This is a genomic window from Virgibacillus subterraneus (genome assembly GCF_900110695.1).
Lineage (GTDB): Bacteria > Bacillota > Bacilli > Bacillales > Amphibacillaceae > Lentibacillus > Lentibacillus subterraneus.
Genome location: NZ_FOEH01000002.1, coordinates 369,359 through 382,975, shown reverse-complemented (window position 1 = coordinate 382,975; position 13,617 = coordinate 369,359). Strand labels below are relative to the sequence as shown.

Below are 13,617 nucleotides of genomic sequence, written 5' to 3'. Positions count from 1 at the left end.
CACTCCTTTATCTCTTAATTAACTAAGTAAGTTTTAGGTGATTCTTCTCTTCTAAGCACCCGTAATGTTCCTTCGTTAAGTGCTTGTAATTCATTTTCTCCTGGGTAGACAGTTGTATCAGCAATCCATTTGACCCGGTCAGAAATCATATCTACAAAAGGCTTTCCATACGCTAATCCACCTGTTAATACTATTGCATCGACATTCCCTTTTAGTACAGTACTCATAGAACCAATCTCTTTAGCAATTTGATATGCCATTGCATCATAAACGGAAGTCGCATATTCGTCACCAGTTTCGATGCGTCTTTCCACCTCAACAGCATCATTTGTTTGCAAATATGCCATTAATCCTCCACGACCTACTAGTTTTTTCATTATTTCGTCACGATAGTATTGTCCTGAAAAACATAAGGAAACTAAGTCACCTGCTGGTACTGTACCTGCACGTTCGGGAGAAAATGGCCCATCGCCATGTAGACCGTTATTAACGTCAATAACCTTCCCGTTTTGGTGGGCACCTATAGTAATTCCGCCTCCCATATGAGTAACAATGAGGTTGACGTCTGTGTAGGGTTTCCCTATATCTTTCGCTGCACGTCTAGCTACAGCTTTTTGATTTAGTGCATGAAAAATACTTTTTCTGGGAATTTCAGGTACTCCTGAATATCGTGCGATTTCATTAAACTCATCAACTACAACTGGGTCTACGATAAATGAAGGAATGTTCAAACCTGCAGCAATTTCATAAGCAATTATCCCACCCAAATTCGACGCATGTTCACCGTTATAGCCAATCTTTAAGTCTTCAAGCATTGCCTCATTTACTTCATAAGTCCCGCCCTCAATTGGACGTAAAAGACCCCCTCGGCCGCAAACAGCACTCAGTTTTGAGATATTTATCCCTTCATAATCTAATTGTTCGAGTATTACTCTCCTGCGAAAATCGTATTGATCTATCACACGGCTGAATTGTGCTATATTATCAGCATCGTGACGTATTGTTTTTTCAAAAATGCAATTTTCGTTATCGAAGACACCTATTTTCGTTGATGTTGATCCTGGATTAATGACTAATATTCTAAAGAGTTGATTTAACAATTCTACTTACCTCCGTAACCTAAGACTGGTCTACCGTCTGCTTAGAGTATGATGACCGTTTAATAGAAATTGACTTCGTGATGTGCTAACTGACTTAATCCGTTCCTCAGCCATACGGTCAGCTGCAACATAAGTTGGTACGTTATCGCGCCTGGAGATTTCAAATACACGAGTTAAACTATCGTATATCGTTTCAACTTTTTTCATTGCTCTATGCTGATTATAGCCATTAAGTTCATCCGCAACATTAATTACGCCGCCAGAGTTAATAACATAGTCTGGTGCATAAACAATTCCTTTTTCATGAATGATATCACCATGTTCTGTTGATTTAAGCTGGTTGTTGGCAGATCCTGCAATGACCTTAGCTTTTAATTGCGGTATTGTATCATCATTTATTGTTGCTCCCAAAGCACATGGAGCATAAATATCACAATCTACAGCATAAATCTCATCCGGACCTACGGCTTCAGCACCAAATGCATTTACAGCACGTTGCACTGCTTCTTTATTTATATCCGTAACAATTAATTTCGCACCCTCTTCATGCAGGTATTCACACATTGTGTAAGCTACATTACCGACACCTTGAACTGCCACTGTTTTACCCTCAAGAGAATCGTTGCCATATGCTTCCATCGCGGCCGCTTTTATTCCTTTATAAACTCCGTAAGCTGTTACTGGTGAAGGATTACCGGATGATCCGAACTCTGGTGAGATACCCGTAACAAAGTCTGTCTCCATATGAATTAAATCCATATCTTGGACCGTAGTCCCCACATCTTCAGCAGTAATATAACGTCCGTTAAGACTTTGAATATATCTGCCAAAGGCTCGGAATAACTCTGGATTTTTGTCTTTTTTAGGGTCGCCAATAATCACTGTCTTCCCCCCACCAAGATTAAGACCAGCCGCTGCGTTTTTGTATGTCATGCCTTTTGCTAAACGGAGTGCGTCCTCAATAGCGTCAGCTTCAGAATCGTATGTCCACATTCTTGTTCCGCCAAGAGCAGGTCCTAGTGTAGTGTCGTGAATCGCGATAATTGCTTTTAACCCAGAATTTTTATCCTGACAAAAAACAAGTTGTTCATAATCATAACTTTCCATATAAGTAAAAATTTCCATTATAATGTTCCTCCTAAAATGTTTTTGAAGATACTAGTGCTAAAGATAAAGAATATAATTTACTATCACTTGAGTCAGTTCGAGATGTTAATACAATTGGTGCTTTTGCTCCACTAATGACAGCGGCTACCTTTGCATCGGCAAAGTACATAAATGATTTATATAGTGAATTACCTACTTCAATTGTAGGTACCATCAATATATCTGCATTCCCTGCTACTTCAGAGTGAATATTTTTGTGATTTGCAGCTTTACGGGATACAGCGTTATCAAATGCTAACGGCCCATCAATTGTACAACCCTTAATCTGATTACGTTTTTGCATCTGAGTTAACAAAGCAGCATCTATTGTCGCTTGCATTGCTGGATTGACAACTTCAACCGCAGCAAGAACGGCGACTTTCGGGTTAAATATATTAACTCCTTGAGCAACCTGAACCACATTGTTTATAATTTGTTCTTTTTCTTGCAATGTAGGTGTTAAATTCATTGCAGCGTCTGTTAGAAAAACAAGTCGATCCTGATTTGGAATTTCAAATAATGCTACATGAGATAAAACGCCCCCAGTCCGTAAGCCGCTTTCTTTGTTCAAAACTGCCTTCAACAACTCTTTTGTAGAAACATTCCCCTTCATCAGAATATCGGCTTTTCTATCATGAACTGCTTTAACAGCTGCACCTGAAGGATTACTGTCGACATGGATAATTGTTATTTGTTCTTTCATCAAATCCAATTCTACAGTTCTTGCCGTTTTTTGAATTTCTTCTTTAATGCCAAATAGTAGAAAAGAACATAATGACTGATCAACAGCTTTCTTAACAGCAAGTAATACCTCTTCATCTGCTGCATTCGCTATCGAGACTACTTGGTCTCTCTCTTGTTGAGCCTGTTGCTTGAGCTCTGTTAATGTCTGCATTAGCTTCCTCCAACCTCCCTAATATTATATAAGCAAAAACCGTGCCAATACAAAAATGCTGAAAGCGCTTTATTCATAAGTTTTCACCTGTGCAATTTATTGCACTTATGAAGGATTTTGCATGTCATCTTTTTCAATTTTATATTTTTCAAGTTTATAATAAAGATTTCGTATTGAAACATTTAATTCTTTTGCAGTTTGCGTTTTATTATAGTTATTTTCTTTGAACACGTTTTTGATAAATTCTTTTTCATAATGGTCAACAGCATCTTGTAATGTTTTGTTTGCCGTTCCTTCTTCGTTCATTTTATCTTTAGAAGTTTCAGAAGAAGTAAGTAAATTGGGGATATGTTTCTTTTTAATTACCTCTTCGTTCATATCCATATATATCATTGCTCGTCCAATCATATTTTCCAGTTCCCGTACGTTACCAGGCCAATGGTAATTCTTTAAATATTCACTTGCATCGTAATTTATTGCTTTAACATTTCTTCCATAATCCTGGTTTATTTTACGAATAAGATGTTCGATAAGACTCGGTAAGTCATTTATACGTTCCTTCAATGAAGGGATGTAAATTGGTAACCGATTCAAACGATAATAAAGGTCTTCTCGAAATTTTTTATTCATAATCGCTTTTTCCAGATTAACGTTTGTCGCTGTTATAATACGAACATCAATAGTAATTGGGTCAGTTCCTCCTACACGGACGATCTCCTGCTCCTGCAAAACCCGCAGCAATTTCGCTTGCATATGAAGGGACAACTCACCAATTTCATCAAGGAATACGCTCCCAAGGTTCGCTTCTTCAAACAACCCCTTTTTACCACCTTGCTTGGCACCTGAGAAAGCACCTTCTTCATATCCAAATAGTTCGCTTTCTAATATCGTCTCAGCAATTGCTGCACAGTTAACTCGAATAAATTTATTATGTTTACGGTCACTTTCATTGTGGATCGCATGTGCAAATAATTCTTTCCCTGTGCCAGATTCGCCACGAAGCAGGACAGTAGCTGGCGTTTTCGCTCCTACTTTCGCTTGTTCCAAGGCTATTTTCATTTCAGATGATGGACCTATTATGTCATCAAACGTATATTTTGCTTCTAAATTACGAATAATTTGCCTTGCACGTTTTAACTCACTTGTCAGCGACTGGATTTCTGATACATCATGCAGAACACCAACACTTCCTTTTAATTTTCCATCAACAATAACCGGTGCAACATTTACTAAAACATCTTTTTTAGCTGGGCCTACTTTCATACGAACTCCCCGTACACCACGTCGTGTATTAAGAACCTTCATATGCATACTTTCTCCTTCAGAAATATCGGCGGTTGCTGGCTTACCCACAATATCTGCTTCTTTTAACCCTGTAATTCTTGTGTATGCAGGGTTGATCATAATACCAGTTCCATTTTCGTCTACAACCGTTATCGCTTCATCAGAGGAGTGTATAATAGCTTCCAACATCGTTTTTATTTCTTTAAGATCGGTATTTTCTTCAGCTAAATTCATTACTTCTGTAATATCTTTAAAAACAGCAAAAGCACCAATTAGCCTATCGTCAGCATTTATAATCGGAATTCTTGTGGTAATAACTTTTTTGTCATTTTCTAATACAAGCTTTTGATTCACTTCTCTTCGTCTGCTACGCAAAACATGAGGCAATCTTGTATCAGCAATAACATTTTTTATATCTTGACCTTTAAATTTATCCTTCGAGATACCTACGATACGTTCAGCGCCTTTATTAACGAACTGAACAATTTCTTGATTGTTGATAACAATCATTCCATCACGAATGTTGTTGAGAATTAACTCCTGATTATTTGTTTGAATTCTTAATCGATCTAGTAATGATTCTTTTTCTTCAAATAGCTCGGATATTATGTATGCAACGGTACCAGGTATAACAACAGTCTTACGATCTCTACTCTCAAGTAAATTTTCTAGAACTTTCTCATCACCTGTTGCCTCAATAATGATATCGATGTCTTTATTAATCCAGTTTTCCCAAGTATAATCGGTAGGAATACCATACTTTTCTGCTTTCTTTAAACCTGGCGCTGTACTATTTTTATCCACTACACCAACAATCTTCATACGGTCTGTATTATGTAGTATTTCTAATAAAGTACTGCCACCTTTACCGGCACCAACAATAAGAACACGTTTCATATGTATCCCACCTTGCAATATTTTGCATCTTTAATAATACTTTATTCTGCAGTTCTAAGCAAATTTTGATTTATTCCTATTTCTTATAATATTTGCTATACTAAAAAAATGATGATTTACTAATAAAGGGGAAGAAACATGATTCGTATAATTGCGGTTTTATTATTACTTATCCCAGGCCTTGTTTCTGCATTTGGTATAAAGCTTATTCGCGACACATTGTTTGATGATATTTATCCAATTTTTTTTAATATTGGAATTCAGTTTGTTGCTGGTTTCATATTATTTTTAGGCGGAATCGCCTTCATCGGTGGATTTATTGTTCATCGTGATCGAAAAAGACAACAAAATAAAAAGAAGAGAAGATAATATTATAAAAAGAAATAAAAATTTTATTGGAGTGGTAGAAAAAATGAAAGTAGCAAAATTTGGAGGAAGTTCTGTAGCAAATGGAAATCAAATTGAGAAAATTGGAGCAATTATTAAAAGTGATCCTGAAAGAAAATTTGTAATTGTATCTGCTCCAGGTAAAAGGCACCAAGATGATACCAAAATGACAGATCTTCTTATTCAATTGGGGAATATAGCTTTCCAAGACAAGCCTTATATGGATAATTTAAATGTAATAATGAATCGCTTTTCAGAGATTGTAGAAGAACTTCGGATTTCCTCGTCTATCCTGGATGATATTAAAAACAATATACAAGAAATTATTAACAACAATGAATCGGACCAAATGAAGATGGATGCATTGAAATCCATTGGAGAAGACAGCAGTGCTAAGCTGGTAAGTGAATACTTAAAAACAATTGGTTTAAATGCACGTTATTTGAACCCAAAAGATGCGGGTATTATCGTCAGCAATGAACCTGGCAATGCACAGATATTACCAGAAAGCTTCTCAGAACTCTACAAATTACGCCAGTATGAGGAAATAGCAGTTATTCCAGGATTTTTCGGCTTTACAAAAGAAGGAAAATTGATGACCTTTTCTAGAGGAGGTTCAGATATTACCGGATCGATTGTTGCAGCTGGAATCAAAGCGAAATTATATGAAAATTTTACCGATGTCGATTCAGTCTATACTGTAAATCCGAGTATTGTATCGAATCCGAAAGAAATTACTACTTTAACATACAAAGAAATGCGTGAATTATCATATGCTGGTTTTTCCGTATTTCATGATGAAGCACTAATCCCTGCATTTCAACAAAAAATACCTGTATGTATTAAGAATACAAATAACCCAGATGCTCCAGGTACTATGATTGTCTCTGAAAAAAACAAGAGTAGAAAGTGTGTCGTTGGGATTGCAAGTTCTAAAGGCTTTTCAAGTTTATATGTGAGTAAATATTTAATGAACCGTGAAGTTGGCTTTGGTCGGAAACTGTTGCAAATATTAGAGAAAGAGTCCATCTCTTTTGAACATGCGCCTTCAGGAATTGATGAAATGTCAGTTATAATTCGAAATAGTCAACTTTCAGCTGCCAAAGAGGAAGTAATAGTAAACAGGATCAAGGAAGAGTTACATCCAGACAGAATAACATTTCATCGTGATCTCGCTATGATAATGATTGTCGGTGAAGGTATTGTAAGTACACTGGGAATAGCACAAAAAGCAACAACCGCACTTACTGATGCTCATGTCAATATTGAAATGATCAATCAAGGTTCATCTGAGGTATCTATTATGTTTGGCATCCAATCTGAAGGGTTAAATCGTGCAATACCTTCCTTATACAATGCCTTTTTTGGCAGTTAAGAACACATATTAATCCTTTCTTACTGCATAAATGCAACTAAAACTTGACGAAGAAAAATAAAAAAACCTGTATGGGAATCCTATCTCATACAGGTTTTTTATCTTAACTTGCTTTGTGCTCTAATCGCAAACGATCAGCTACCATGGCAATAAATTCTGAGTTCGTAGGCTTTGCTTTAGAAATACTAACGGTATAACCGAATAACGCCGATATGGAGTCAATATTACCACGACTCCATGCCACTTCGATTGCATGACGGATAGCTCGCTCCACGCGTGATGCTGTGGTATTGAATTTTTTTGCAATATCTGGATAGAGCACTTTTGTTATGGAACCTAATAGTTCTATATCATTATAAACCATTGTAATTGCTTCCCTTAAATACATATATCCTTTAATATGTGCCGGAACTCCGATTTCATGAATAATATTAGTTATACTTGCCTCTAAATCCTTTTTCTTACGCTCTTTATTATTTGCCTTTTTAGGACTAGCTTGTAATGTAATATTTCCTTGTACTTGGCGGATTTGGTCAGAAAGATTATCCAAATCGAACGGTTTCAAAATAAAATATGATGCACCTAAATCTACTGCTTTTTTCATAACTTCTTCCTGTCCGAAAGCAGTAAGCATAATTACGTTAGGATATTTTTCCCTTTCTGTGCCACGAATAGTATTTAACACCCCCAAGCCGTCTACATGAGGCATGATAATATCTAAAACCAAAACATCAGGCTGCATCTCTTCCAACATTTCCAGACATTCTCTTCCGTTATACGCAACACCAATAACTTCAATATCCTGCTGATCTTCAAAGTACTCTTCCATAAGCTGAACAAGTTCCCTGTTATCATCTACTAAACAAACTGAAATTTTCTCCACTAAAATTTCCTCCTTTTATGTAATTCGAACTTTATCCAAGTAACATATTCGACATAAGATTCAAATATCCTTTTTTTTATCAAAAAACTTTGGTTTTTTTTGTATTAACTTTGATTTTCGCTTATTATCTCGTATTATCGATATAATTCTATATATTTTGACAAAAATGTGACAGGTTTGTCGAAAAATATATATTAAGTATAACATAAAAAAGACTTGTCATAGGTTAATTCCTATAACAAGCCCTTTTATTAACTTGCTTTATCTTTTTCATCATATATTTCAATTCCTGCTTCTTGTAGCATCCACTCAATGTGAACACCGTATCCTGAGGTTGGATCATTGACAAATACATGCGTCACAGCACCAATTATTTTTTCATCCTGAATAATTGGACTACCACTCATTCCCTGAACTATACCACCAGTTTTCTTTAAGAGTTCAGGGTCCGTGATTTGAATTATCATTCCTTTAGTTGCCGGAAAATTTTGCGGCACACTACTTACGATTTCAACTTCAAATTCTTCAACTTCCTCGCCCTCAACAACTGTAAGGATTTTTGCTGGACCTTCTTTGACCTGGTGAGAAAGTGCGATAGGCATAGGTTTGTCATATTTTCCATTTTTAATCGGACTATTCAACTCCCCAAAGATACCATACGGACTGTTCTTGGTAATACTTCCAATTTTATTATCTTTAACTGAAAATTTTGCCTGTTTTTCACCAGGTGTACCATTGTTTCCTTTTTCAATCGAAGTTACATTCGATTGGACGATGGTTCCATTATGAATTTCAATTGGCTTTTGAGTATCCATATCGGAAATGACATGTCCTAGCGCTCCATATTTCTTGGACTTTGGATCATAAAATGTCATCGTTCCAATTCCTGCTGCGGAATCTCTTATATAAAGTCCAATACGATATTCCTTTTCCTTACTATCCTTAACAGGGTCTAATGTGGTTTCAATCGTCTCCTTTCCCCGTTTGATCGTTAACTCAAGTTTTTTATTTTCTTTTCCCGCCTTTTCTACATATGGTTTTACATCTTTCATTTTTTTAATTTGGTTACCATTTATTTCCAAAATTACATCACCTACTTGGATATTTGCATCTTCCCCTGGTGATAACATTCCTTTTTCACCCTTAATTTGGTGATGCCCAACTACAAGTACTCCTAATGTATGAAGTTGTACACCAATGGATTGACCTCCTGGAGTCACACGAATATCATCAAGAACCGAAACATCCACTTTTTTTATCGGGAGTCCTGCGACTTCATAAATGAGCTGACTATTTCCAGGTTCTTTTGCATAAAATTCGGAGGAATCAATAGTGTGGTTACTATTACCCGAGGAACCGATATCTACGTTGCTCCCAAGAACTGGAACATTTATAGATGAAGATTGGTTATCAAATGTTACAACTTGATTAGGAATGGCAAGGTAATCTTTTATTGGTGTTATAAACGGTGCTGCCAAAACTGCGATTAGCAGCAGGACACCTACCCATATTCGAATATTATTTATATGCTTCACCCAATTCACTCTCCTCGTTTCCTAACCCATACCAATAATTTATTCATCTCTGTACTTCTAATTTGACCTAACTGCATGTGTTTTAAACTGGTGAAAAATAAGAAAAGATGTGTAACATTTCCTTTTTAGTAAATTGGGGAACAATATGTATATTAGAAAACCTAACATTTTGTTAAATGCTTTTGTGAAAGCGTATTTTGTTTTCTTAGAACTAAAACCTTAGTGATGAATACCTAAGTTGCACTTTTGCACTGAAAGTATATTTTTACTTTTTTAATTGTAAATAAAAAACCAGATAGTATAGCATCTGGCTTTTGTTTCTAATTTATCCATTAAATTTTGGTTTTATAGGTTGATGCTAGTTCAAGTAATTCATTAGCATGTTTTTGAGCAGTTTCTGTTAATTTTGTACCAGTAATCATTCTGCCCAACTCATCGGTTTTTTGTTTTACTGATAATTCTAATACTTCAGTAGAGGTTCTTTTATTTTTTTCTAATTTCTTAATAAGCTTGTGCGTGTCTGACATTGCAGCAACTTGTGGCAAATGGGTGATGCATAAGACCTGTGATTGATTTGATATTTGGTAAATTTTTTCAGCTATAGCTTGGGCGACTCGACCACTAACACCTGTGTCAACTTCATCAAAGATCACACTGGTTACACCTTGATGTTTTGCAAATATTTTCTTTAACGCAAGCATAATCCGCGATAGTTCGCCACCTGAAGCAGTTTTATTTAATTCTTTTAGCGGTTCGCCTGGATTAGTTGAAATTAAAAAATGTATATAATCAAAACCATTTTTATGCATCTTCACATTTTCTTTAAACGTTCTCTGTTCTGTACTTTCTTTAGTATCAAATTCAACTGAAAAAGAGGCTTTCTCCAAATAGAGACCTTTTAACTCTTTTTGAATGTCTTTTTTCAATGATTGGGCTGCTTTTTTTCGCAAATCGTGTAATTGTTTTGCTTCCAGGTATGCATCTTGACTAATTTCATTAATTTCCTCTGCTAACTTGGATAAATGTGAGTCTTTGTTTGTTATTTGTTCGATCTCTTCTTCGATTTTACCCATATATTCTAAAATTTCATCCACCGATGACCCATATTTTTTCTTTAGGCGATTTATTTCATTTAATCTGGATTCAATTTCGTTAAGTCGGCCTGGGTCATATTGCAATGTATCAGTATAATTACGCAAATCATACATCAGTTCTTCAATCAAAAAGTAATGATTTGACATTGCCTCAGCTTTTTCTGCAATAAAAGAATCATATTCCTGGTTATCCTGAAGTGCTTGATTCGCTTCATTTAACCATTCGATCCCTTTCTGTTCTCCATAGAGAGCATTATATGCATCCTGTAGCCCTGTATAAATTCTCTCAAAGTTCGCTAATTGACTACGTTCTTCGTTCAACTCGACATCTTCGTTTGGAACCAGTTCAGCTTGTTCCAGTTCGTTAATTTGGAATTGCAGTAAATCCAAACGATGTGTCATTTCCTGCTCATTTTCACTTAACTCTTTATATCGCTTTTTTAGTGATGAAAGCTTTTCATATAATTTGGTGTATTCATCTTTAGATTTCTTAATTTTCTTTTCATCAAATTGGTCAAGTAAATCAATATGATTTTCTGAATTCATAAGTGATTGTGTTTCATGTTGACTATGTATATCAATTAAATTCTTTCCAAACTCTTTTAAAATTGCCAATGTTACTAATTTACCGTTCACTCGGCAAATACTTTTTCCACTCGCTGTAATAGTTCTATGTAATACAACCATTTCATCTTGGATGTCAATACCATAATAATTGCCTGTAGCAAAAATTTTGTGATCTTTAGAGTCGAGAGTGAACAAGCCTTCAATCTCTGCTTTACTCGTCCCATGCCGAACAAATTCAACTGATCCTCGGCCACCAGCAAGTAATTGTACAGCATCAATAATTATTGATTTACCTGCACCAGTTTCTCCTGTTAAAACAGTAAGACCTTCATTAAATGTAATAGATATTTTATCAATAATAGCGAAATCCTGTATAGACAGTTCTGTTAACACATATGTCCCCCCATTACTAAAGCATACTTATAAAGCGATTCTTAATGGAATCTGAATCCTGCTCCGTTCTGCAAATAATTAAACATGTATCATCACCACAAATAGTTCCCATAATCTCTTCCCATTCCAAATTATCGATTAAAACGCCAATGGCATGAGCATTTCCAGGTAACGTTCTTAATACTATAAAATGACTAGCATGTTCAATTTTAACAAAAGCATCAGTAATTAAGCGCTTCAATTTATCTAATGGATTAAATCGTTGATCTGCCGGTAGACTATATTTATAATCACCATTTACTGATGGAACTTTCACAAGATGCAATTCTTTGATATCACGTGATACTGTAGCTTGGGTTACATTGTAGCCAAGTGATTTTAACCGATCAACCAGCTCGTCCTGCGTTTCTATTTCACTATCCGTAATTAGTTCGCGTATTTTAATATGACGTTGGATTTTACTCATGGAAAGCCTCCATATACTACTAATAATTTTTTTTGTTTACTGTCAAATCCTGGTGAGCATCGTCTACTATTGTTTCTAATTCAATATCTGATGGTCTAAATCCTTCTTTTTCAGATTTCCAGCCCCAGTGAGCCAAAAACTCTATATTACCTTCGCCTCCTGTAATAGGAGAATAAGTTAGACTAATTAAATGATATCCTTCTTTTTCAGCAAAGTCTGTAATTTTTCTTAATACAGAAAGATGTACACTTTTATCACGAACAATTCCTTTCTTCCCTACTTGATCTCTTCCAGCTTCAAATTGCGGCTTTATTAACGCAACTATGTCACTATCGTTTCTTAACAACTGGCTTAGAACCGGTAAAATAATTGATAAAGAAATAAATGATACATCTATTGTTGCAAAGTCAGGTGAACCATAACTTATCATTTCAGGGGTAACATAACGGAAGTTAGTCTTTTCCATTACAACCACGCGATCGTCATTTCTTAATTTCCAATCTAATTGATTATATCCTACGTCAATTGCATAACAAAGTCGTGCACCATTTTGTAATGCACAATCTGTAAAGCCACCTGTTGATGACCCCACATCAACCATAATTCTGTTATCGAGAGAAATAGCAAAATAATTTAATGCTTTTTCGAGTTTTAATCCGCCACGGCCCACATATGGAAACATCTTTCCCTTTACTGTAATTGGAATATCTTCATCAACTTTCATTCCAGGCTTTTCTAGTCGATGCTGCTCAGAGAACACTAGCCCAGCCATAATTACTCGTTTTGCCTTTTCTCTCGTTTCGATTAATTTTCTGTCTACTAACATAATATCTAGACGTTTTTTAGCCATTAAAAAGTTTCCTCTGCATAATTATTTGGATGTTTGAAAATGTGTACTTAAATTTATTTAACCAATTACTTTTTTTTCTCTTTTGGTAGTATGCGAATTTTAAAGTTACTTTCTATAAAGGCTATAACCTTTCCTGCAAAAGATATTATTTTAGTCGAAGCATTTATTGCTAGGTATTTGCCAATTGCCTTTCCACCTACTGTAAATGCTGCAACAAAACTGGTAATTAATACTGATAATACGATTTGTATTGTTGAACCTTCACCCTGTCCAAAAAGATTAGCTATTTGGAGTACGACTATTGCGGATGCCGTACCACTAACAATTCCAGATATATCACCAATCACGTCATTACAAAAGCTAGCAAACTTATCAGCATTTCGAATAATAATAACAGATTCTTTAGCACCATTTACCTTTTCCGCTGCCATTGCATGAAACGGCGCTTCATTTGCTGCAGTTGATGCTATACCTAGCATGTCGAAAACGACACCAATTAATACGATAAAAAATACAATAACTAATCCTATAATCCAGGCTACTTCACTTAGGATAGAGGATGAGATTATTGAAAAAATAGCCGCTAACACAAATGTGATAACGGCAATAATTAAACTAAATTTAACTGATTTTCTTATTTGTGATTTCATTTTCTACCTCTAACTAATTTGAATATGTAAATTAGGAATGGTCACTTAAAAGGTTAAAATTGCGGCTTTAGGTCCAGTAGGTTTTCCCAGATGAT

The 13,617-nt window shown here is 35.5% G+C and carries 12 protein-coding genes; 2 read left to right on the top strand and 10 right to left on the bottom strand.

Annotated features, from left to right (window positions below; all coding sequences use genetic code 11):
- Window positions 1–14: 14 nt before the first annotated feature.
- The 4 genes from buk to BMY13_RS08350 form a co-directional block, all read right to left on the bottom strand.
- Window positions 15–1,100: a butyrate kinase gene (buk, locus tag BMY13_RS08365; RefSeq protein WP_092503850.1), complete on the bottom strand. Its 1,086-nt coding sequence runs from the start codon at window positions 1,098–1,100 to the stop codon at window positions 15–17.
- Between the two features lie 30 nt (window positions 1,101–1,130).
- Window positions 1,131–2,225 (bottom strand): branched-chain amino acid dehydrogenase, encoded by a 1,095-nt coding sequence (bcd, locus tag BMY13_RS08360; RefSeq protein WP_092492621.1) that lies wholly within the window; start codon window positions 2,223–2,225, stop codon window positions 1,131–1,133.
- Between the two features lie 13 nt (window positions 2,226–2,238).
- On the bottom strand, window positions 2,239–3,141 hold the full coding sequence (gene yqiS, locus BMY13_RS08355; RefSeq protein ID WP_092503848.1) for a phosphate butyryltransferase: 903 nt from the start codon (window positions 3,139–3,141) through the stop codon (window positions 2,239–2,241).
- 105 nt (window positions 3,142–3,246) lie between these two features.
- Complete coding sequence (locus tag BMY13_RS08350) at window positions 3,247–5,322, bottom strand: sigma 54-interacting transcriptional regulator (RefSeq protein WP_092503846.1); 2,076 nt, start codon at window positions 5,320–5,322, stop codon at window positions 3,247–3,249.
- A 138-nt stretch (window positions 5,323–5,460) separates the two neighbouring features.
- Between BMY13_RS08350 and BMY13_RS08345 the strand changes: the two genes are divergently transcribed.
- Window positions 5,461–5,691 carry a DUF2627 domain-containing protein gene (locus BMY13_RS08345; protein WP_092492618.1) on the top strand — a complete coding sequence of 77 codons (231 nt, stop codon included), beginning with the start codon at window positions 5,461–5,463 and terminating at the stop codon, window positions 5,689–5,691.
- Window positions 5,692–5,734: 43 nt separating this feature from the next.
- The gene (locus BMY13_RS08340; RefSeq protein WP_092504199.1) at window positions 5,735–7,084 is read left to right on the top strand and encodes an aspartate kinase; all 1,350 of its coding nucleotides are present in this window, start codon (window positions 5,735–5,737) and stop codon (window positions 7,082–7,084) included.
- Between the two features lie 103 nt (window positions 7,085–7,187).
- On the opposite strand, the gene spo0A is transcribed toward BMY13_RS08340, so the two are convergent.
- From spo0A to BMY13_RS08310, 6 genes are all read right to left on the bottom strand, one after another.
- The gene (spo0A, locus tag BMY13_RS08335) at window positions 7,188–7,967 is read right to left on the bottom strand and encodes a sporulation transcription factor Spo0A (protein WP_092492617.1); all 780 of its coding nucleotides are present in this window, start codon (window positions 7,965–7,967) and stop codon (window positions 7,188–7,190) included.
- 251 nt (window positions 7,968–8,218) lie between these two features.
- Window positions 8,219–9,502: a SpoIVB peptidase gene (gene spoIVB, locus BMY13_RS08330; RefSeq protein WP_245736062.1), complete on the bottom strand. Its 1,284-nt coding sequence runs from the start codon at window positions 9,500–9,502 to the stop codon at window positions 8,219–8,221.
- A gap of 332 nt (window positions 9,503–9,834) precedes the next feature.
- A complete protein-coding gene (gene recN, locus BMY13_RS08325) occupies window positions 9,835–11,556 on the bottom strand; it encodes a DNA repair protein RecN (RefSeq protein ID WP_092503842.1) in 1,722 nt (573 codons plus the stop codon).
- A gap of 16 nt (window positions 11,557–11,572) precedes the next feature.
- Window positions 11,573–12,022, bottom strand: a complete 450-nt coding sequence (gene ahrC, locus BMY13_RS08320) for a transcriptional regulator AhrC/ArgR (protein WP_092492614.1) — start codon at window positions 12,020–12,022, stop codon at window positions 11,573–11,575.
- A gap of 19 nt (window positions 12,023–12,041) precedes the next feature.
- Entirely contained in the window at window positions 12,042–12,872 is an 831-nt protein-coding gene (locus BMY13_RS08315) for a TlyA family RNA methyltransferase (RefSeq protein ID WP_092503840.1), read from the bottom strand.
- Between the two features lie 65 nt (window positions 12,873–12,937).
- Window positions 12,938–13,522 carry a hypothetical protein gene (locus BMY13_RS08310; RefSeq protein WP_092492612.1) on the bottom strand — a complete coding sequence of 195 codons (585 nt, stop codon included), beginning with the start codon at window positions 13,520–13,522 and terminating at the stop codon, window positions 12,938–12,940.
- Between the last annotated feature and the right edge of the window lie 95 nt (window positions 13,523–13,617).

Bases quoted from the DNA above. Each gene is read 5' to 3' on its own strand.
- bcd (WP_092492621.1), bottom strand. From the start codon at position 2,225: ATGGAAATTTTTACTTATATGGAAAGTTATGATTATGAACAACTTGTT.
- yqiS (WP_092503848.1), bottom strand. From the start codon at position 3,141: ATGCAGACATTAACAGAGCTCAAGCAACAGGCTCAACAAGAGAGAGAC.
- BMY13_RS08350 (WP_092503846.1), bottom strand. From the start codon at position 5,322: ATGAAACGTGTTCTTATTGTTGGTGCCGGTAAAGGTGGCAGTACTTTA.
- BMY13_RS08345 (WP_092492618.1), top strand. From the start codon at position 5,461: ATGATTCGTATAATTGCGGTTTTATTATTACTTATCCCAGGCCTTGTT.
- BMY13_RS08340 (WP_092504199.1), top strand. From the start codon at position 5,735: ATGAAAGTAGCAAAATTTGGAGGAAGTTCTGTAGCAAATGGAAATCAA.
- ahrC (WP_092492614.1), bottom strand. From the start codon at position 12,022: ATGAGTAAAATCCAACGTCATATTAAAATACGCGAACTAATTACGGAT.
- BMY13_RS08315 (WP_092503840.1), bottom strand. From the start codon at position 12,872: ATGGCTAAAAAACGTCTAGATATTATGTTAGTAGACAGAAAATTAATC.
- BMY13_RS08310 (WP_092492612.1), bottom strand. From the start codon at position 13,522: ATGAAATCACAAATAAGAAAATCAGTTAAATTTAGTTTAATTATTGCC.